The following is a 19,107-nucleotide window of genomic DNA, read 5'->3' as shown; positions in this document are numbered from 1 at the left end:
AGCGCGATCAGTCCGCGGATGGAAGAGGCCCGGCGGTTTCGCTGGGCTTTCTGCTTCTCGGAAGCGACTTGGCGTACTGCCAGGCCTTTCTCCATTTCGGCGTGATGACGCCGTTGGCGGCGCGGATGTTGTTGATGAACTGCAGCGTCGCGGCTTCCCAGGAATATTGCATGGCAAGGTCGCGGGACTTCTCGCGTGAGGCCGAGAGCGCGGCAAGGCATGCCGCCCGAAGATCGTGATCGAGCGCGCCGACCTCGCTGTCCTCGCCGATAATGTCGAGCGGGCCGGTGACCGGGTAGGCCGCGACCGGCACGCCTGAGGCCAGCGCTTCGAGGATGGTATTGCCGAAGGTATCGGTCAGCGACGGAAAGACAAAGACGTCGGCCTGGGCATAGGTTTTTGCCAGTTCCTCGCCGAACTTCACGCCGGTGAAGTGTACCTGGGGATAGCGCTGCTCCAGTTCGGCGCGCGCCGGGCCGTCGCCGACGACGACCTTCGAACCGGGCAGATCGAGATCGAGAAAGGCCGGCAGGTTCTTTTCCAGCGCCACGCGACCGACTGTCATGAAGATCGGCCGAGGGAGGCCGAAGGGCTCGTCTTCAAGCGGCATGGGATGGAATTGCGAGGCGTCGATGCCACGGGTCCAAGGCATCAGGTTCTTGATGCCGCGCGCCGATAGCTCGCGGGCAAGGCTCGGCGTCGCGACCATGCAGCCGGCGCCGCCATTGTGGAACCAGCGCACGAAGGCATAGAGCCAGCTCTGCGGGATCGGCAGGCGGGCAGAAACATATTCCGGAAAGCGCGTATGATAGCTGGTCGAGAAGGGCATGCGCTTGCGCAGGCACCAGCGGCGGGCGGTGAGCCCCAGCGGCCCTTCCGTGGCGATATGCACGTAGGAGGGATTGTGTTTTTCGATCTCGCGGGCGACGCGGCGATAGCCGGCGATCGACAGACGAATTTCGGGATAGGTCGGGCAGGGGATGCTGTTGAAGCGCTCCGGCGTTACCATCGAGACTTCGACGCCCAGCTTTGCCAGTTCGCGATTGGTGTTCTCGATCGAGCGCACGACGCCGTTGACCTGCGGATGCCAGGCGTCGGTGACGATGACAAGCCGTTCCGGCAGATTGCCGACGGATGCGGCATTGGCCCAGCTCTCGCCGCTGTAAGTGTTTGCCGGACGTTGCAGCATGTCACGATTTCCATCCGCGTTGCAGTGATATGCCAACGCTCAACCCCAAAGCGGGGTTCCGGAATGGCGATTCCCGCTTGCCTATTTTGAGGCATGACCATGATGGAAATATTACAGCCGCATGTCTGTGTTTGCAGAGCCTTAGCGGCTCGATCCCCGCGAATATGTCAGCGGTCGATCGCGGCTTTCGTGCAGAAGGAATGACGGCGCCGGTCGAGGACCGGCGCCGCTGGGAGGTCAGGCGGCGGCGGAAGCCGAGCCTGCGAGCGGAACTTCCGAGATCGTCTTCAGGACCTGCGAAGCGATCTGGTAGGGGCAGCCCTGCGAGTTCGGGCGGCGATCTTCCAGATAGCCCTTGTAGTCGTTCTTGACGAAGGAATGCGGCACGCGGATCGAAGCACCGCGGTCAGCAACGCCGTAGGAGAACTTGTTCCACGGAGCCGTCTCGTGCTTGCCGGTCAGGCGCTTGTCGTTATCAGGGCCGTAGACATTGATGTGGTCCATCAGGTTCTTTTCGAACTGCGCCATCAGCGCTTCGAAATAGGCCTTGCCGCCGACTTCGCGCATGTACTTGGTCGAGAAGTTGCAGTGCATGCCCGAACCGTTCCAGTCGGTGTCGCCGAGCGGCTTGCAATGATACTCGATGTCGATGCCGTACTTTTCGGTCAGGCGCTGCAGCAGGTAGCGAGCCATCCAGATCTGGTCGGCGGCCTTCTTGGAGCCCTTGCCGAAAATCTGGAATTCCCACTGGCCCTTGGCCACTTCAGCATTGATGCCTTCGTGGTTGATGCCGGCAGCCAGGCAGAGGTCGAGATGTTCTTCGACGATTTCGCGGGCGACGTCGCCGACGTTAGAATAGCCGACGCCGGTGTAGTAGGGACCCTGCGGAGCCGGGTAGCCCTGCTCGGGGAAGCCGAGCGGACGGCCGTTCTGATAGAAGAAATATTCCTGCTCGAAGCCGAACCAGGCATCTTCGTCGTCGAGGATGGTGGCGCGGGCATTCGATGCGTGCGGCGTGACGCCATCGGGCATCATGACTTCGCACATGACGAGCGCGCCGTTGGTGCGGGCCGGGTCGGGATAGATGGCGACGGGCTTCAGCACGCAATCGGAGCTGCGGCCTTCGGCCTGCATCGTCGAGGAGCCGTCAAAACCCCAGAGCGGAAGCTGTTCCAGCGTCGGGAATACGTCAAATTCCTTGATCTGCGTCTTGCCACGCAGGTTCGGTACCGGAGTGTACCCATCGAGCCAAATATACTCGAGCTTATATTTTGTCATCGTGACTCTCTCAATGCTACGAAGGTGAGCAAATCCGGAGACGATCTCGGCGCGCAAACGCATCCGACCGCCAGGGGATGCATCTATTGAAGCATGTAGCGTGCCAGTTTGACGCCCTGCGAAAGAAAAATCGCGAATCAGCCGGCCTGCGCGCTTTTTTCCGCTTCCCCTAAAGCAGCCCGATTTCACAGCCGAAGGCTGAATCATCAGGAAGAAAGGAAATTTTCGGCCTTGGAACCGGATGAAAAATTGGGCGTTAGCCTAAACTGATGAAGTGTTGAACAAATAGGCGCCAGCTTCTGGCGTAGACAGCATAGCGATCAATCACCGTGACAGCGCTGCATATATTTTATGCAATTTGCATAAACTCTGTGCATCGTGCTATGGTTTCGGTGGCAAATGTTGATGCGCGAGCTGAATGGAGGCGATCTCATGCCCACCGGTTTCCATCGTGAATCCGCAACGATCTACCAGTTTCCCGTCAGGCCACCGCGGGCCGTCAGCCGGTTCGAACGCGCCCGGATAATGGAGCGCGAGGCTGCCGATGTCTGCGACGCAGCGCTCGACAGCTGCTGGTACCATGACGAGGCGGTTCGCGAGACCGATCGGCCGACGAAGTCCTGATTTCTGTTTCGCTCCGGGCGCAGGAATGCCGATAAGGCGGGGAGCGCCCGCGCATGGCATTCGCGTTATATCGTCATGCGCGGGCCCGGCCGCCGCTCAAGCCAAGTTTTTCCTTCACGACCAAGGCGCCGTGCTCGCTGACGACGCGGGCTGCGACGCCTGCGGCGAAGCGGGCGGCGGCAGGTGCATCGCCGGTTTCCAGATATCGGGAAAGGAAGGCGCCGTTGAAACTGTCGCCGGCGCTTGTCGTGTCGACCACCTTCTTCACCTTCTCGGCCGGAACGAAGGTCTCCTCGTCGGCGAAATTCAACCTGACGCCATCCGCACCGTTCTTGACGACGATATTGACGGCGCCGAGCGCCTTGTAGCGGTGAATGGTCGCGTCGATGGAATCGTCGCCGAAATGGGCGGCCTCGTCGTCGAAACTCGGCATGACCAGCACGGAGGAGCGGGCGCCTTCGCTGATCGTCGTGTGCATCACGTCGTAGCTCGCCCAGAGGCGGGGGCGGATGTTGGGGTCGAAGACCACGAGCTTGCCGGCGGCCTTGGCGCGGCGGATTTCGGCGAGCAACGTCGCGGCATCCTCACGCGGCAGGATGGCAAGGGTGATGCCGGAGAAATAGACGACGTCGGCGCTTTCCACCGCCTCGCGCACACGGTCAGGATCGGCGGCGAGGCTGCGGGCGGCCGAATTGTCGCGCCAGTAGCTGAAGGAACGCTCGCCGTCCTTCAGGTTGATCATATAGAGGCCGGGCGTTCTTCCCCTGATGCGGCGAATGAGGCTGGTGCCGATGCCTGATTTGTCGATGAAGGCCACCATCTCATCCGACATGGCGTCGTCGCCAAGCGCGGTGAAATAATCGACGGACCAGTCGGCGGCAAGGCAGGCGCGGGCATACCAGGCGGTGTTGAAGGTATCGCCGGCAAAGCCCTTGCGCAGCAAGCCGTCGCCCGCCTGCGAAAGTTCCACCATGCATTCACCGATCGATAGAAACCGTCTTCCGCTCACCTTGTCCTCCCGGCATGAGCGCCGCTGATCCAACAGGCCGCTCCATCGCTTTGATTATCCGCTGATACGCGGAGCCGGGCGGAGAGACAAGCGCCGATATCATCGGCGCCGATCTCATGAGGAATGAAAAGCCCGCCTTCACAGACGAAGCGAAGGCAGGCGCCGGCGAAGGATGGTTATTCGTGGATTGTGTAGCTGCCGAGTTCGCAAAGGTCCTGCGTGTCTTCGGTGGTGTCGAGGTCGGAACCCTCTTCGAATTCGAAGCGCATATCGTATTTGCAGACCGTGCGGCCGTCGGCGATGGTGATGTTGACGCTTTCGCCCGGATCGAGAACGTTCTCGCCGAATACATCTTCCTCCCAGTTGTCGACGCCGGTCGGCGAGCTGTAGAAACGCGTCAGGACGGAATTGGTCCCATTGGTGAGCTGGAACTTCAGATCTTCGGCATGCGACGGCACGGCGGAGGCGGTGACGATCGCAGCCGCAAGTGCGATCAATCCTGACAGTTTCGATTTCATGTAACGTTCCCCTGGCCCATGATCAGGCCGGAACGAAATAGCATATCGCCATCTAAATCTTCGTTATCAGAGACTATAGATTCCGAAACAAGCCCGTTTCGGAACGCTCCGTCTTGAAGATGGATGCGCAGATATTCGGGAAAGAACGAAGGCCACTTCAGGTGGCCTTCGTTCCATTCACGGCCTGTCCATGTGATAGCAGGCGGCCTTCTGGCCGGGGCGGACTTCCTCGGTCGGCGGCATTTCGGTGCGACAAATGTCGGTCGCCTTCCAGCAGCGGGGAGAGAAGACGCAGCCTTTCGGCGGGTTGAGCGGCGAGGGCGGATCGCCCTGCAGGCGGATGCGGGTGCGCAGGCGCGCAAGTTTCGGATCCGGGATCGGCGCTGCGGAAAACAGCGCCTGCGTATAGGGATGGGCGGGATGATCGAAGACGGTGGCGCAGTCGCCTGATTCCACCACCCTGCCGAGATAGAGCACCAGCACGTCGTCGGAGATCAGGCGCACGACCGAGAGATCGTGGCTGATGAAGATCAGCGTCAGGCCGAACTCTTTGCGCAATTTGCGCAGAAGCGTGATCACCTGGCCCTGGATCGAGACGTCGAGGGCGGAAACCGGCTCGTCGCAGACGATGAGCTTCGGCTTGGTGACAACAGCGCGGGCAATGCCGATGCGCTGTGCCTGGCCGCCGGAGAATTCGTGGGGATAGCGGTTGATCATCTCCGGCACGAGGCCGACAGCGGTCATGATCTCGCGCACGCGCTCGGTGCGCTTGGCCTTCGAAAGCTTCGGCTCGAAGACGGTGAGCGGCTCGGCGATGATATCGCCAACCGTCATGCGCGGGTCGAGCGAGGCGATCGGATCCTGGAAGATGATCTGCATGTCGCGGCGTGCGGCGCGCATTTCCTCATCGGTGAGGTCGAGAAGGTTGCGGCCCTGCCAGAGGATGCGGCCTTGCTGCGACTTCAGGAGCCGCAGGATGGAGCGGCCGAGCGTGGACTTGCCGCAGCCGGATTCGCCGACGATGCCGAGCGTGCGGCCTTCGGCGAGATCGAAGCTGACATTGTTGACGGCGGTGAGGAAAACCGGCGGCTTGAAGAGGCCTTTTGCCGGCAGTTCGAACTGGGTCGTCAGGTTCTCGACCCTCAGAAGCGATCGATCAGCCATGGTTCAACAACTCCTCACGGCGGGGGAACGGATGGTAGCAGGCTGCGCAGTGGCGCGGCGCCAGCGTTTCGAGGGAGGGCGGACGGTCGATGCAATCGTCCTGGACCTGCGAACAGCGCGGCGAGAAATTGCAGCCCTTCGGCAGGTGCTGCAGGTTCGGCGGGCGGCCGGGAATGACGACGAGGTCATCGACATCCTGGTCGGGGCGCGGGATCGAGGCGTGCAGCGCTGCGGTGTAGGGATGGGCCGGATTGTCGAACAGCTCGTCGACCGGCGCTTCCTCGACGATACGGCCGGCATACATGACGGCGACACGATCGGCGAGGCCGGCGACGACGCCGAGGTCGTGGGTGATCATGACAAGCGCCGTGTTCATTTCCGCCGTCAGATCGTTGAAGAGATCGAGGATCTGCGCCTGGATGGTGACGTCGAGCGCCGTCGTCGGCTCATCGGCAATCAGCAGCTTCGGTTTGGTGAGTAGCGCCATGGCGATGACGATGCGCTGGCGCATGCCGCCTGACAGTTCGTGCGGATAAAGGTGGAAGCGCCGCGTCGGGTCGGGGATGCCGACGCGTTTCAGCATGTCGAGGGCAGCAGTGGATGCGGCGCGTGCCGTCAGCCCACCATGGACCTCGAGCTGTTCCGTCAACTGCCGGGAGATCTTGAGCGACGGATTGAGGGCGGTCATCGGGTCCTGGAAGACCATGGCCATGTCCTTGCCGCGGATCTGGTCGAGTTCGCGCGGTTTCAGCGCCAGCACGTCCTTGCCTTCGAGCAGCGCCTGGCCCGTCGTCCTGCCGTTCTTGGCGAGCAGGCCCATGATGCCGAGGAAGGTCTGGCTCTTGCCGGAGCCGGACTCGCCGACGATGGCGATGCGCTCGCCGCGCCGGACGGTAAGGTTCATGCCGGAAACCGCCTTCACTTCGCCATCGGGCGTCGCGAAGGTGATCGAATAATCCTTGAGTTCGAGGAGGATGTCTTTTTCTTGGAGCATTCTATCGATCCTTCGGGTCGAACGCGTCGCGCAGGCCGTCGCCGATGAAGAGCAGGCTGAGCAGCAACGCCACGAGGAAGCTGGCCGGGAAGATCAGCAGCCACGGCATGCTTTCCATGGCGTCAGTTCCCTCGGCGATCAGCGTGCCGAGCGAGGTCAGCGGTTCCTGCACGCCGAAGCCGAGATAGGAAAGGAAGCTTTCCGTGGCAATGATCTCGGGAACGGTCAGTGCGGCGAAGATCACCACCGGGCCGACGAGATTCGGAATGATATGCTTGATGATGATCTTGAACGGCCGCTGCCCGGATGCGCGGGCCGCCTCGATGAATTCGCGATGCTTGATCGACAGCGTCTGGCCGCGCACGATACGGGCCATGGTCAGCCATTCCAGCGCGCCGATTGCGGCAAAGAGCAGATAGACGTTGCGGCCGAAGATCACCATCAGCAGGATGACGAAGAGGATATAGGGAAGCGCATACATGATATCGACGAAGCGCATCATGATCGCATCCAGCCTGCCGCCGATATAGCCCGATACTGCGCCGTAGAGCACGCCGATGAAGACGGAGACGACGGTGGCCGTCAGCGCCACGGCAAGCGAGACGCGGGTACCGTAAAGGACGCGGGCGAGAAGGTCGCGGCCGTTCGGGTCGGTGCCGAAATAGTGGCCGGTTTCGATCGAGGGCGGGATGCGGAAGGCCGCCCAATCCGGATCCTCGTAGTTGAAGGGAATGAACCAGGGACCGAGGAAGGCCACGAGGATCAGTAGCGTCAGGACGACAATCGACAGGACAGCTGCCTTGTTGCGCCCGAGGCGGCGCAGCGCATCCTTGGTCAGCGACCGGCTTTCGGGCGCAAGGCCTTCCGCCGCCAGCAGTTCCTGGGCGAGCAGCTCGCGCTTTGCGGGGTTGAGGATCATCGGTTTCTCACTTTCGGATCGAGCCACGCATAGGCGATGTCGACGAGAAGGTTCAGGAACACGATCAGCACCATGTAGAAGATAACAGTGCCGAGAACCATGCCGTAATCGCGGTTGAGCGCCGCATTGACGAAATAGCGGCCGATGCCGGGCAATCCGAAGATGCTTTCGACAACCAGCGAGCCGGTGAGAAGGTAGCTTGCCGCGGGTCCGAGATAGGACACGACAGGCATCAGCGCAGGTTTCAGCGCGTGGCGCATCACGGTCAGCCGCGGGCCGATGCCCTTGGCCTTGGCGGTGCGGATGAAGTTCTGGTTCATCACTTCGATCATCGAGCCGCGCGTGATGCGCGAGATGCGGCCTGCATGCGGCAGCGCCAGAACGACGATCGGCAGGATGAGGTATTTGATAGAGCCGTCACCCCAGCCGCCGACCGGAAACCACGCGAGATGGATGCCGAAGACGAGTTGCAGGATCGGCGCAATCAGGAAGTTCGGCAGCACGACGCCGATCAGAATGAGCGCACCTAGAATATAATCCGGTGCCTTGTTCTGATAGAGCGCCCCAAGACAGCCGACGGCGACGCCGACAATGATGGCAATCAGGAAGGCAGCCGTACCGATGGTGAAGGTGTAGGGCAGACCGATCATGATCTGCTGGGCGACAGTGAAATCCTCGCTGGCGAACGAGGGGCCGAGGTCGCCCCGCAGCAGGTCTCCGACATAGATCAGGTACTGCTGGATCAGCGGCTTATCCAGATTGTAGTGGATCGCAAGGTTCTTCAGGATCACCGGCGGCAATGGCCTTTCGCCATCGAAAGGGCCGCCGGGGGCAAGGCGCAAAACAAAAAACGAGGCTGTCACGGCGATCCACATGACGGGGATCGTCGACAGGAGGCGACGGAGGGCGTATTTGATCATGGTCGTGGGCCGGTCCTTTCCGCGATGTGCGGAAAGGACCGTTTTCCCTTACTCTTTCATCGACAGCCAGCGGGTGCGGTGGATGTCCTGAATGTTGTCGACGAAGCCTTCGATCTTCGGCGAAACGACATTCTTGGAGACGTAGTAGTAGATCGGCAGGGCGGCGGATTCATCGAGCGCCAGCTGCTCGGCCTTCTTGAAGATTTCGGCACGCTTCTTCAGATCCGTCTCGGCGTTGCCGTCCTTGATCATCTTGTCGTAATCAGGGTTGGACCAGCGGCCGTAGTTCATCTGCACGCCTGTCACCAGGAGGTTCAGGAAGTTGTCAGGATCGTTGTAGTCGGCGAGCCAGCCGGCACGGCCGATTTCGACCTGGCCACGCTGCATCTGGTCGTAATGCACCTTGGTTTCGGCGTTGACGAGTTCGACATCGACGCCGAGCGGCTTCCACATGGAGGCGATGGCGACAGCGATGCGCTTATGGTTGTCGTTGGTGTTGTAGCTGAGGACGGCGTGGAGCGGCTTGTCCGGGCCGAAGCCGGCTTCCTTCAGCAGCTTCTTGGCTTCTTCGACCTTGTCCTTGTAAGGAAGATCCTTCCAGGAAACATAGGCCGGTTCGCCGTAGTTTGCCGTGCCCGGCGGAACCCAGGAGTAAGCCGGCAGTTCGCCGGTGCCAAGGATCTGCGGACCGATGACTTCGCGGTTGATCGCCATGGAGAGAGCCTGGCGGACGCGCTTGTCGCTGAAGGGCGGCTTCTGGGAATTGACGACGTAGTAGTAGAGGCCGGAGAAGGGGGCGACATGCGCCTGGCCCGGCAGGTTCTTCTTCATCCACTCGTACTGGTCGGTCGGGAAGTCAGTGAGAATGTCGAATTCGCCGGCACGGTAACGCTTCAGCGCGGCTTCCTGGTCCTCGAGCACGAAGAACTTGGCGCCATCGATCTTCAGGTCCTTGGTGCCGTACCACTGGTCGTTCTTGACGGTTGTGACATGCGAACCCGGAACCCATTCGACCGGCTTGTAGGGGCCGTTGGTGACGATATTGCCGATCTTGACCCAATCCTGGCCCTTCGCTTCGACGACATGCTTCGGCAGCGGATAGGCCGTGTAATGCATCAGGGCGTTAATGAAGTAAGGCGTCGGATTTTCCAGGGTGATTTCGAGCGTCTTGTCGTCGATCGCCTTGACCCCGAGCTGGCTGAAATCGGTGATCTCACCCTTGTTGATCTTTTCGGCGTTCTTGATGGTGAACTGCAGATAGGCATAGTCGGCGGCGTTCTTCGGGTCGACGAGGCGCTGGAAGGCGAAGACGAAGTCTCCTGCCGTTACCGGCTGGCCATCGGACCACTTGATGCCGTCACGAAGCTTGAAGGTGTAGACCTTGCCATCAGGCGAAATGGTCCAGCTTTCGGCCTGGCCGGGGATCGGATTATCCTTGGCGTCCTCGGTGACGAGGCCTTCGAAAATGTCGCCGGCGATGCGGTTCTCCCAGTCGCCGGAAAGTTTCTGCGGATCGAGCGACTGCGGGTCGCCACCATTGTGAATATTGAGCGTGGCCGCATGCGCCGAAAATGCCAGCAATGTGCCAAGCATTGCAGAGGCGAGAAATTTTTTCGTGAATTGGTTCATGGTGGGTCCACCTTTCTAGGCTTTGCGCCTTTATTAGACATTTGTTCCCGGGTTTGACTTCTTACGTGCAGGTCAGAGCGCACCTTATCGCAAAGGCTTTGCGTTGCAACCCCAAATCCGGAGGGTGGATTCGGGTTGTGGACAAGTCTATATACGTCTCCCCCTTGCCGGTTCGCGACGAAAGCTTGCGGCGCTTATCAAGGCCTTCATGACGGCTTCACATGGTTGTCTTTTGTTGCGTCCGCTTTAGTGTGGCGGGCGCGAACAAGGCGGGAGACGTAGCCGATGGCATTGCAGGCAGGCGGGAATGCGGACTGGTGGCGGGGTGCGGTGATCTATCAGGTCTATCCGCGCTCGTTTCAAGACACCAACAGCGACGGGCTCGGCGACCTCAAGGGAATTACCCGCCGGCTGCCGCATATCGCCAGCCTCGGCGTCGACGCGATCTGGCTCTCGCCTTTCTTCAAGTCCCCGATGGCCGATATGGGCTACGACGTTTCCGATTACTGTGACGTCGACCCGATCTTCGGGACGCTCGCCGACTTCGACGAGATGATGGCCGAGGCGCACAGGCTCGGCATCAAGGTCGTCATCGATCAAGTGATCTCGCACACATCAGACCGGCACCCCTGGTTCGTCGAGAGCCGGTCGAGCCGGACCAATCCGAAGGCGGACTGGTATGTCTGGGCCGATCCGAAGCCGGACGGTACGGCGCCGAACAACTGGCTGTCGATCTTCGGCGGGCCTGGCTGGGAATGGGACGGCGTGCGCCGGCAATATTACCAGCACAATTTCCTGACCTCGCAGCCGGATCTCAACTTCCACAGCAGCGAAGTGCAGGATGCGGTGCTGGAGACGGTGAAATTCTGGCTCGACCGCGGCGTCGACGGGTTCCGGCTGGATACGGTCAACTATTATTTCTGCGACAAGCAGCTCAGAAGCAATCCGCCGCATGAGCCCGATACGGATGACGGGGGCCTCGATGCGCCCGACACCAACCCATACGGCATGCAGAACCACCTCTACGACAAGACGCAGCCGGAGAATATCGGCTTCCTCAAGCGCTTCCGCGCGCTGCTCGATCAGTATGAGGATCGCACGACCGTCGGAGAAGTCGGTGACGGGGCGCGCTCGCTGAAAACGGTGGCCGCCTATACCAGCGGCGACGACAAGCTGCATATGTGCTACACGTTCGACTTGCTGGGGCCGGAGCTTACCGCCGAACATATCCGCGGCTGCGTCGATGCTTTCCAGAAAGCCGTGACCGACGGCTGGGTCTGCTGGGCTTTCTCCAATCACGACGTCATGCGCCATGTCAGCCGGTTTGCGCTGACCGAGGAAGAGCGCCCCGTCATCGCGAAACTGGCGATCTCGGTGCTTGCAGCACTGCGCGGCTCGATCTGCCTCTATCAGGGCGAGGAGCTCGGCCTGCCGGAGGCAGAGCTCGCCTTCGAGGATCTGCGCGACCCCTACGGCATCCGCTTCTGGCCGGCCTTCAAGGGCCGCGACGGATGCCGCACGCCGATGCCCTGGGAAGCCGGCAAGGCGCATGCGGGCTTTACCTCGGCCGAGAAGAGCTGGCTGCCGGTGCCCTACGAGCAGGCGGCTCTCTCCGTGGATACGCAGGAGGGGAGCGATAGCTCGGTACTGCACCACTATCGCCAGACGCTCGCCTTCCGGAAGAGCCATCCGGCACTGATCGACGGCGACATGAGCTTCATCGACACCAACCAGGATCTGCTCGCCTTCACCCGTGAAAAGGGCGGCGAAAAGCTGCTTTTCGTTTTCAACCTGACGCGCAAGCCGGCGGAATTCCGCCTGCCTGATGGCATGGTGCTCGGGGAGCCGCTTGCCATGCCCGGCTTCGAGGCGGTGGTGAGTGCGGGATCGGTGAAACTTGCCGCGCTGGATGGGTTTTGTGCGCGGGTTTGAGGGCTATTTCAGAAGCTTGTCGTAATCGGCGTGCGAGCCGATCCAAAACCAGATCATGTCATCTCCGTCCCTGACGGCTAAAGCTCTCCAGGATGTGCCGACACGTGCCGACCAGAAACGACCGACGCGCTTGAAATGCAGGGATGGATGTATGGGGTCTTGTTTGAGCAGATCGAAGTTTTCGTCAGCCAGCTTCTATATCTGCTCAGGCAAGCGGTCATAAGCCTCCCAGAAGGCGGGAGTCGCGTGATGTTTCAAAGCCGCCTTGTCTTTCCGGCACGAAAATCGGCAAAGGCCTTCTCAGCGAGATGATCGAGCTTGCCACTGGCGGCGTCTGTTTCCATTTGCCTGTCCCAACGTTCGGCTTGAAGGGCTTCAAACCTCACCGAGAAGGCTTCGAACTCGGACTTGTCGAGTTCGGTGACGATTTTTTCAATCTGTTCCAGCTTCGTCATGATCGGCTCCAACGTTATCGCAAAATAAGCGCTGCCGCGGAATTTGCCAAGGATTCCCTCACCCGATCAGCGCGAACTTGTCCACGTCGACCATGCCGCGGTCCGAAATCTTCAGATGTGGGATGACGGGCAGCGGCAGGAAGGCGAGTTGGAGGAAGGGTTCTTCCAGCGTGGCGCCGAGCGCGAAGGCGGCCTTGCGCAGATGGTGCAGCGTATCGCGGACGGTCTCGTAGGGCTCGAGGCTCATCAGACCGGCGATGGGCAGGGCGATTTCGCCGGTCACCTTGCCGTCCTCGACGACGACGAAGCCGCCCTTGATCTCGCCGAGGCGGTTTGCGGCGTGCGCCATGTCGTCCTCATTGACACCGACGATGCAGATATTGTGGCTGTCATGGCCGACGGTGGAGGCGATGGCACCCTTCTTCAGGCCGAAGCCCTGGACGAAGCCGTTGGCGTGGTTGCCGTTCTTGCCGTGGCGCTCGATGACGGCGACCTTGATGATATCGTTGGCAAGGTCGACCGCCGTCTCGTTGCCCTTGACCGGCAGGCGATAGCGGCGATGCTCCGTGATGATCTTGCCCGGCATGACGCCGATGACAGGCGTTTCGCCCTCGGCGACAGGCACGCCGAAATGCGCGGCGTTGACGGGCCGGGCCTTGACGCTGTCGAGACCGATCGGAGCAACCGGCCTGCGTGTGGAAAAGAGTGCGTCGGTGACGCGGCGGCCGGCAGAAAAGACCATCTCAGCACGGCAGCTTTCCAGACTGTCGAGAACGACCAGATCGGCGCGCCAGCCCGGCGCCACCAGGCCGCGGTCCCGGAGACCGAAGGCGCGGGCGGCCGAAATCGAGGCGGCGCGATAGATCGCCAGGGGCTCGACGCCGGCCGCAATCGCCGTGCGGATCATGTGATCGAGATGGCCCTGTTCGGCGATATCGAGCGGATTACGATCGTCGGTGCAGAGCGCGAGGTAGGGTGAAAGTCGTTCGGTGATGATGGGGATCAACGCGACGAGGTCCTTGGACACCGAGCCCTCGCGTACAAGGATGTGCATGCCCTTGCGGATTTTTTCCAGCGCTTCCGCTGCACTCGTGCATTCGTGCTCGGTGCGGATGCCGGTCGCGAGGTAGCCGTTAAGATCGTTGCCGGAAAGCAACGGCGCGTGACCGTCGATATGGCCGCCCTGGAAGGCTTCGAGCTTTGCCATGCAGACGGGATCCTTGTGGATCACGCCAGGAAAATTCATGAATTCGGCAAGACCGATGACCTTCGGATGGTCGCGGTAGGGCAGGAGGCTTTCGATCGGCAGGTCGGCGCCTGCGGTTTCGAGATGTGTGGCCGGTACGCAGGAGGAGAGCTGGACGCGGATGTCCATGATCGTCTCCAGCGCGGATTCGAGGAAGAATTCGATGCCCTCGGCGCCGAGCACATTGGCAATCTCGTGTGGATCGCAGATCGCTGTCGTGACGCCGTAGGGCAGGACGCAGCGGTCGAATTCATGCGGCGTCACCAGGGAGGATTCGATGTGCAGATGCGTGTCGATGAAGCCGGGAACGACCGTTCTGCCGGATATGTCGATCTCGGTTTCGCCCTGATAATTGCCCGACGTGCCGACGATGCGGTCGCCGCCGATGGCGATGTCGGAGCGGACGACTTCGCCGGTGACGAGATCGAAGAAGCTGCCGCCCTTCAGCACGATGTCGGCAGGCACACGGCCCACACCCTGGTCGATGAGACGTTCGAGTCTGCTGGTCATGGCTTTGCTCACATTGCAATCGATTCCAAAACTTATAACCGATCTGCGACGACATGCGATGCCCACAAACGAAACCGGGCGCCTTGTGGCGCCCGATCGCTGTCTCTGTGTCTAGGTTTATTCCGCGGCGACGATCTTGCCACCTTCCCACTTGTAGAGCGTGAAGCTCTGCGAAGTGAGGTCACCGGTTTCGCCATAAGTGACCTTGCCGATGGCGGTCGGGATTTCCTTGCCGTCTTTCAGCGCAGCCGCAACGGCTTCCGCATCCTCGGCGCTGCCGGCCTTCTCGATACCGGCCTTCAGCACTTCGACGGCGGCATAGGCGTTCAGCGTGAAGGCCTCGGCCGGAATGTTCTTGGCGGAGAGCGCATCGGCGGCAGCCTTTGAGTCCGGGTTCTTGGTGGCGTCGGATGCGTTGGTGAACAGCGTGCCTGCCGCCGCATCCGTACCGATGGCCCAGAATTCGGTATTGGAGAGACCGTCGCCGCCGATGATCATCGCGTTGGCGGCGAGATCATGAAGCTGGCGGGCAAGCAGGCCGCCTTCCGGGTGATAGCCGCCGAAATAGACGATATCGACCTTCTCGGACTTGATGCGGGTGGTGAGCGCGCTGAAATCCTTGTCGCCAGGGGTGATCGCGTCGTTGACGACCTCGGTGACGCCGCCGGCATTCAGCGTCGCCTTAAAGGCGTCGGCGAGGCCCTTGCCGTAGGCGCCCTTGTCGTTGACGATGGCGATGCGCTTATCCTTGAAATTCTTCAGCACGTATTTCGCGGCGACTTCAGCCTGCTGGTCGTCGCGCCCGCAGGTGCGCAGCACATTGGTGAGGCCGCGCTTGGTAAGGTCAGGGGCCGTTGCGGTCGGAGTGACCATCAGCACGCCGTTTTCGGCCAGAACGTCCGAAACGGGAATCGCAACACCTGAGGTCACGGGGCCGACGACAAAGCGGATGCCGTCGCCGACCACCTTATTAGCGGCGGAAACGCCCTGCTTCGGTTCACCGGCATCGTCTGCCAGCTCGAGGACGACCTTCTCGCCGAGGATCCCGCCCTTTTTGTTGATCTCGTCGACGGCAGTCTGAGCGCCGTTCTTCACCTGGTCGCCATAGGCGGCGACGGGGCCGGTCAGCGGCGCGATCAGGCCGATGGTGATATCGGCATGGGCAAGCGGCGCAAAGGCGAGTGACGCGACGAGGGTCGCCGTCAGTGTCTTGAGGGTCATTGTCTGTCTCCTTGGATGGGGTCGTCCGACCCGCGATGAGATGCCACGCCGGCTTTCCCGATCATTCAACGGCCTCCGGGCCGTGCCAAGGACGATCGATAGCGGCGCGATCAGCGAGCCCACCGGCCATATTTGACTCGGGAAGGCCCATGAGGAGATTTCTAGGAATTTTGACGGGATTTCGCAAGTTCATAACAAAATGGAACGAAAATCAGATCGATCTGGCCGAAAATGCGCTCGGATTGGTCATTTTTCTTGCGTTTCCGTCGATTTTTTCAAGCCGGCCCAAAGCGCAAAATCCTTGTCGAGATCGAAGTCTCAGTTCTTGTGGAGGCCTTTATCTTTCCCATTAACCGTTAATTTGGCTGCTTGCGGTAGAAACATTCGATACCCAAACGCGCAGCAGTGAAAAACAACTATCAAAGAATTACAGAGACATATTAGGAAATAGAGATCTGGATGCTCAAGCGTATCGACGCCAGCCAGGTGCGTATCGGAATGTTTGTAGAGGTCATCGAAGGCCTTTGGCAGGATCCTCTTTTATCCAAGCGCAGATTTCCCCTACGGCGCGAGATCGATGCCGCGAGAATTCGCAAATGCGGCACTGCCACCGTCGTCATCAATACGACCAGGGGTTTCGATACCAACGGCCTGCCGGGTCGTGACATCGAGATCGACGTCAAGGCCGCGCGCGAGACCATCCAGAAATCCGTTGAGGTACTGGAGGAGGTTTTCGGCAGGCTGCAGGTTGGCGATGGAATCACCGTCGATCAGGTCGCGCCGGTGATTTCCTCCGTCTCCAAGTCGCTGGATCAGAACCCTTCGGTTTTCATGAGCGTCACGCGCCTGAAATCAAAGGACGAAGTCACTTTCCTGCATTCGATTTCGGTGAGTGCGCTGATGATCCTTTTCAGCCGTCATCTCGCTCTCGACGAACATACGGTTCAGATGCTCGGCACTGCCGGATTGCTGCACGACGTCGGCAAGATCGATATTCCGCTTGAAGTGCTCAATAAGGAAGGGCGCCTGGATGAGGATGAGATGAACCTGATCCGGCGGCATCCGGAGAAGGGACACGTGATCCTGTCGCGGCAGGAGGACATGCCGGAGATCGTTCTCGACGTCTGCCTCAATCACCACGAACGCATCGACGGCAAGGGTTATCCGCATGGGTTGTCCGGCAGCCAGGTCAGCTTGCATGCGCGTATTGCCACGATCTGCGATGTCTATGACGCCATCACCTCCGTGCGGCCGTACAAGGCGCCGTGGAGTGCCAGCGATGCGCTGAAATGGATGCTGGGCGTCGAAGGGCATTTCGATCGCCGGCTCCTGAAGAAATTCGCTCTCTGCCTTTCCATCGCTTCGGTCGCTTGAATTTTCAGCGCTCGCAGAAACGAAAAGCCCGCGAAGACGGTTCTCCGCGGGCCATATGCTGGAAGCTTTCACATCTTCAGATGTTGTTCTGCAGGATAGTCCGCAGCTTGCCGAAGAGCTCGTCGATATGCTGCTTCTCGATGATCAGCGGCGGGGAGAGGGCGATGATATCGCCGGTGGTGCGGATCAGGAGGCCGCTTTCATAAGCCTTCAGGAAGGCAGTGAATGCGCGCTTGGTGGGCTCGCCTGCAATCGGGTCGAGCTCGATCGCGCCGATCAGACCGGTGTTTCTGATGTCGATGACATTGGGGCAATCCTTCAGCGAGTGCAGCGCATCGGCCCAGTAGTCGGAAAGTTCGGCCGCGCGGGTGAGCAGGCCTTCTTCCTTGTAGGTGTCGAGCGTGGCGAGGGCGGCTGCCGAAGCGATCGGGTTGCCGGAATAGGTGTAGCCGTGGAAGAACTCGATCATGTGTTCCGGGCCGTTCATGAAGGCATCATGAATCTCGGAGGTGACGAAAACGGCGCCCATCGGGATCACGCCGTTGGTCAATCCCTTGGCGGCGGTGATCATGTCGGGCTGGACGTCGTAATATTGCGCAGCGAAGGGGGCGCCGAGGCGCCCGAAGCCGGTGATGACTTCGTCGAAGATCAGAAGGATGCCGTGCTTGGTGCAGATTTCGCGCAGCTTCTGCAGGTAGCCCTTCGGCGGGATCAGGACGCCGGTCGAGCCGGCCACAGGTTCGACAATAACGGCGGCGATGGTGGAGGCATCATGCAGCGTGACGATACGCTCCAGCTCGGTCGCGATATCGCCGCCGTGCTCGGGCTCGCCGCGGGTGAAGTTGTTCTTGCCGGGCTGGTGGGTGTGCGGCATGTGGTCGACGCCGGTCAGAAGTGTGCCGAACATCTTGCGGTTGCTGACGATGCCGCCGACGGAGATGCCGCCGAAATTGACGCCATGATAGCCGCGCTCGCGGCCGATCAGGCGGAAGCGTGAACCATTGCCCTTCACGCGGTGATAGGCGAGCGCCACCTTGAGCGCCGTCTCCACGGATTCGGAGCCGGAGTTGGTGTAGAGAACGTGGTTCAGGCCTTCCGGCGCGATGTCGACCAGGCGGTTTGCCAGTTCGAAGGCCTTGGGGTGGCCGAGCTGGAACGCCGGTGCGTAATCGAGTTCGCCTGCCTGTTCGCGAATCGCCTCGGTGATCTTCGGGCGGCAGTGGCCGGCATTGACGCACCAGAGGCCGGCCGTGCCGTCCAGCACCTGGCGACCGTCATGCGTCGTATAATACATGTCCTTGGCGCCGACGAACAAACGCGGCTCCTTCTTGAACTGGCGATTTGCCGTAAACGGCATCCAGAAGGCGCGAAGATCGTTCGGTGCATTGAGGCGATTGGACATGCTGTTCTCCTGGCCGCCGGCGGCCCATTTCCGGGGCTTCACGCCCATATTTTTACTGTCCGGTCAAATTATCAGGGCTTCCCGAGTCGTCAACGGGAAAAGTCCCTCGAAGAAGGCGTTCATCGCCGCAACGTGCTGAAGGGTTTCCTTGCCGCAATCGGCGCTGCGGCTGCTATGTCGGCCGGCTGGTTCACCGGTCTCGACAATCTGGCCGTCGATGGCCTGGCGCTTTCAAAAGACACGACCGGCAAATCGCGAGATCTGCCGGTCGTGCCGTTAAGGTTCTGGTGCTGAAATATCCTTGCCGCGCCTCCGGGAACATCCCCTTACGGCACGATATCGGCCGACATTCATGTCAGCGCTATCATCAGGCTGCGGATCTATTCCTGCTTTGTACGAGGTAGATGTCTTCGAGCGTCGCCAGGATCTTCATGACCGGCTCGGAGGTGCTGGAATAGTAGATGGTCTGTGCGTCCCGGCGGGTCTTGACGAGCTTTTGGGCACGCAATTTCGACAGGTGCTGGGAGAGCGCCGACTGGCTGAGCCCGACCTGTGTCGCGAGCGCGCCGACGGCCACTTCGCCTTTCACCAGGCTGCACAGGATCAGCAATCTTTTCGGGTTGGCCATAGCCGACAATAAAGCTGCCGCCACATTCGTGTGATCGGCCAAATCAGAGGTTTCCATATTGTTATCTTCCTAATGCGAAACGTACATCATCCGTG

19 protein-coding genes are annotated in these 19,107 nt (G+C 60.6%); 4 read left to right on the top strand and 15 right to left on the bottom strand.

Features of this window, described 5'->3' with window-relative positions; genetic code table 11:
- Window positions 1-7 precede the first annotated feature (7 nt).
- Together EFB14_RS02615 and EFB14_RS02610 are read right to left on the bottom strand one after the other, a co-directional pair.
- Entirely contained in the window at window positions 8-1,189 is a 1,182-nt protein-coding gene (locus tag EFB14_RS02615) for a glycosyltransferase family 4 protein (RefSeq protein WP_126822436.1), read from the bottom strand.
- Window positions 1,190-1,426: 237 nt separating this feature from the next.
- Window positions 1,427-2,467 (bottom strand): glutamine synthetase beta-grasp domain-containing protein, encoded by a 1,041-nt coding sequence (locus EFB14_RS02610; protein ID WP_126822434.1) that lies wholly within the window; start codon window positions 2,465-2,467, stop codon window positions 1,427-1,429.
- A 432-nt stretch (window positions 2,468-2,899) separates the two neighbouring features.
- Between EFB14_RS02610 and gstI the strand changes: the two genes are divergently transcribed.
- Window positions 2,900-3,091: a glutamine synthetase translation inhibitor GstI gene (gene gstI, locus EFB14_RS02605; RefSeq protein WP_125847454.1), complete on the top strand. Its 192-nt coding sequence runs from the start codon at window positions 2,900-2,902 to the stop codon at window positions 3,089-3,091.
- A gap of 73 nt (window positions 3,092-3,164) precedes the next feature.
- Here the strand turns inward: gstI and EFB14_RS02600 are convergent, their stop codons facing one another.
- The 7 genes from EFB14_RS02600 to EFB14_RS02570 all read right to left on the bottom strand — a co-directional run bounded on the left by EFB14_RS02600 (window position 3,165) and on the right by EFB14_RS02570 (window position 10,244).
- Window positions 3,165-4,100, bottom strand: a complete 936-nt coding sequence (locus EFB14_RS02600; protein WP_126822433.1) for a sugar kinase — start codon at window positions 4,098-4,100, stop codon at window positions 3,165-3,167.
- A 176-nt stretch (window positions 4,101-4,276) separates the two neighbouring features.
- Window positions 4,277-4,618, bottom strand: coding sequence for a hypothetical protein (locus EFB14_RS02595; protein ID WP_126822431.1), 342 nt, complete (start codon window positions 4,616-4,618; stop codon window positions 4,277-4,279).
- A gap of 177 nt (window positions 4,619-4,795) precedes the next feature.
- On the bottom strand, window positions 4,796-5,782 hold the full coding sequence (locus EFB14_RS02590; protein ID WP_126822429.1) for an ABC transporter ATP-binding protein: 987 nt from the start codon (window positions 5,780-5,782) through the stop codon (window positions 4,796-4,798).
- A complete protein-coding gene (locus tag EFB14_RS02585; RefSeq protein ID WP_126822427.1) occupies window positions 5,775-6,776 on the bottom strand; it encodes an ABC transporter ATP-binding protein in 1,002 nt (333 codons plus the stop codon). Before EFB14_RS02585 ends, EFB14_RS02590 begins: the two co-directional genes overlap by 8 nt.
- A gap of 1 nt (window position 6,777) precedes the next feature.
- Complete coding sequence (locus EFB14_RS02580; RefSeq protein ID WP_126822425.1) at window positions 6,778-7,695, bottom strand: ABC transporter permease; 918 nt, start codon at window positions 7,693-7,695, stop codon at window positions 6,778-6,780.
- The gene (locus EFB14_RS02575) at window positions 7,692-8,615 is read right to left on the bottom strand and encodes an ABC transporter permease subunit (protein ID WP_017965401.1); all 924 of its coding nucleotides are present in this window, start codon (window positions 8,613-8,615) and stop codon (window positions 7,692-7,694) included. The genes EFB14_RS02580 and EFB14_RS02575 overlap by 4 nt, the downstream gene beginning before the upstream one ends.
- A 48-nt stretch (window positions 8,616-8,663) precedes the next feature.
- Window positions 8,664-10,244 (bottom strand): peptide ABC transporter substrate-binding protein, encoded by a 1,581-nt coding sequence (locus EFB14_RS02570; protein WP_126822423.1) that lies wholly within the window; start codon window positions 10,242-10,244, stop codon window positions 8,664-8,666.
- Window positions 10,245-10,529: 285 nt separating this feature from the next.
- Here EFB14_RS02570 and bglA point away from each other — a divergent pair, with 285 nt between their 5' ends.
- Window positions 10,530-12,176, top strand: coding sequence for a beta-galactosidase BglA (bglA, locus tag EFB14_RS02565; protein WP_126822421.1), 1,647 nt, complete (start codon window positions 10,530-10,532; stop codon window positions 12,174-12,176).
- 3 nt (window positions 12,177-12,179) lie between these two features.
- On the opposite strand, the gene EFB14_RS33315 is transcribed toward bglA, so the two are convergent.
- The 4 genes from EFB14_RS33315 to EFB14_RS02545 form a co-directional block, all read right to left on the bottom strand.
- Complete coding sequence (locus tag EFB14_RS33315; RefSeq protein ID WP_483475587.1) at window positions 12,180-12,347, bottom strand: ParE family toxin-like protein; 168 nt, start codon at window positions 12,345-12,347, stop codon at window positions 12,180-12,182.
- Window positions 12,348-12,430: 83 nt separating this feature from the next.
- On the bottom strand, window positions 12,431-12,631 hold the full coding sequence (locus tag EFB14_RS02555) for a hypothetical protein (protein WP_126822419.1): 201 nt from the start codon (window positions 12,629-12,631) through the stop codon (window positions 12,431-12,433).
- Window positions 12,632-12,689: 58 nt separating this feature from the next.
- Window positions 12,690-14,387, bottom strand: a complete 1,698-nt coding sequence (gene ade, locus EFB14_RS02550) for an adenine deaminase (RefSeq protein ID WP_126822417.1) — start codon at window positions 14,385-14,387, stop codon at window positions 12,690-12,692.
- A gap of 117 nt (window positions 14,388-14,504) precedes the next feature.
- Window positions 14,505-15,608, bottom strand: coding sequence for a branched-chain amino acid ABC transporter substrate-binding protein (locus tag EFB14_RS02545; RefSeq protein ID WP_126822415.1), 1,104 nt, complete (start codon window positions 15,606-15,608; stop codon window positions 14,505-14,507).
- A 459-nt stretch (window positions 15,609-16,067) separates the two neighbouring features.
- Here EFB14_RS02545 and EFB14_RS02540 point away from each other — a divergent pair, with 459 nt between their 5' ends.
- Window positions 16,068-16,982, top strand: coding sequence for an HD-GYP domain-containing protein (locus EFB14_RS02540; protein ID WP_126822413.1), 915 nt, complete (start codon window positions 16,068-16,070; stop codon window positions 16,980-16,982).
- A gap of 76 nt (window positions 16,983-17,058) precedes the next feature.
- Here the strand turns inward: EFB14_RS02540 and aptA are convergent, their stop codons facing one another.
- Window positions 17,059-18,384, bottom strand: a complete 1,326-nt coding sequence (gene aptA, locus EFB14_RS02535; RefSeq protein WP_126822411.1) for an omega-aminotransferase AptA — start codon at window positions 18,382-18,384, stop codon at window positions 17,059-17,061.
- 132 nt (window positions 18,385-18,516) lie between these two features.
- On the opposite strand from aptA, the gene EFB14_RS32790 reads away from it, so the two are divergent.
- On the top strand, window positions 18,517-18,678 hold the full coding sequence (locus tag EFB14_RS32790; protein ID WP_164737479.1) for a hypothetical protein: 162 nt from the start codon (window positions 18,517-18,519) through the stop codon (window positions 18,676-18,678).
- A 73-nt stretch (window positions 18,679-18,751) separates the two neighbouring features.
- Here the strand turns inward: EFB14_RS32790 and EFB14_RS02530 are convergent, their stop codons facing one another.
- Window positions 18,752-19,069 carry an ArsR/SmtB family transcription factor gene (locus EFB14_RS02530; protein ID WP_125847423.1) on the bottom strand — a complete coding sequence of 106 codons (318 nt, stop codon included), beginning with the start codon at window positions 19,067-19,069 and terminating at the stop codon, window positions 18,752-18,754.
- Between the last annotated feature and the right edge of the window lie 38 nt (window positions 19,070-19,107).

It is taken from the genome of Rhizobium fabae (genome assembly GCF_003985135.1).
GTDB lineage: Bacteria > Pseudomonadota > Alphaproteobacteria > Rhizobiales > Rhizobiaceae > Rhizobium > Rhizobium pisi.
This window is presented reverse-complemented; position numbering and strand designations above follow the sequence as displayed.

Bases quoted from the DNA above. Each gene is read 5' to 3' on its own strand.
- EFB14_RS02580 (WP_126822425.1), bottom strand. From the start codon at position 7,695: ATGATCCTCAACCCCGCAAAGCGCGAGCTGCTCGCCCAGGAACTGCTG.
- bglA (WP_126822421.1), top strand. From the start codon at position 10,530: ATGGCATTGCAGGCAGGCGGGAATGCGGACTGGTGGCGGGGTGCGGTG.
- ade (WP_126822417.1), bottom strand. From the start codon at position 14,387: ATGACCAGCAGACTCGAACGTCTCATCGACCAGGGTGTGGGCCGTGTG.
- EFB14_RS02555 (WP_126822419.1), bottom strand. From the start codon at position 12,631: ATGACGAAGCTGGAACAGATTGAAAAAATCGTCACCGAACTCGACAAG.
- gstI (WP_125847454.1), top strand. From the start codon at position 2,900: ATGCCCACCGGTTTCCATCGTGAATCCGCAACGATCTACCAGTTTCCC.
- EFB14_RS02585 (WP_126822427.1), bottom strand. From the start codon at position 6,776: ATGCTCCAAGAAAAAGACATCCTCCTCGAACTCAAGGATTATTCGATC.
- EFB14_RS02610 (WP_126822434.1), bottom strand. From the start codon at position 2,467: ATGACAAAATATAAGCTCGAGTATATTTGGCTCGATGGGTACACTCCG.
- EFB14_RS02615 (WP_126822436.1), bottom strand. From the start codon at position 1,189: ATGCTGCAACGTCCGGCAAACACTTACAGCGGCGAGAGCTGGGCCAAT.
- EFB14_RS02575 (WP_017965401.1), bottom strand. From the start codon at position 8,615: ATGATCAAATACGCCCTCCGTCGCCTCCTGTCGACGATCCCCGTCATG.
- EFB14_RS02530 (WP_125847423.1), bottom strand. From the start codon at position 19,069: ATGGAAACCTCTGATTTGGCCGATCACACGAATGTGGCGGCAGCTTTA.
- EFB14_RS02570 (WP_126822423.1), bottom strand. From the start codon at position 10,244: ATGAACCAATTCACGAAAAAATTTCTCGCCTCTGCAATGCTTGGCACA.
- EFB14_RS02595 (WP_126822431.1), bottom strand. From the start codon at position 4,618: ATGAAATCGAAACTGTCAGGATTGATCGCACTTGCGGCTGCGATCGTC.
- EFB14_RS02540 (WP_126822413.1), top strand. From the start codon at position 16,068: ATGCTCAAGCGTATCGACGCCAGCCAGGTGCGTATCGGAATGTTTGTA.
- aptA (WP_126822411.1), bottom strand. From the start codon at position 18,384: ATGTCCAATCGCCTCAATGCACCGAACGATCTTCGCGCCTTCTGGATG.
- EFB14_RS02545 (WP_126822415.1), bottom strand. From the start codon at position 15,608: ATGACCCTCAAGACACTGACGGCGACCCTCGTCGCGTCACTCGCCTTT.
- EFB14_RS02590 (WP_126822429.1), bottom strand. From the start codon at position 5,782: ATGGCTGATCGATCGCTTCTGAGGGTCGAGAACCTGACGACCCAGTTC.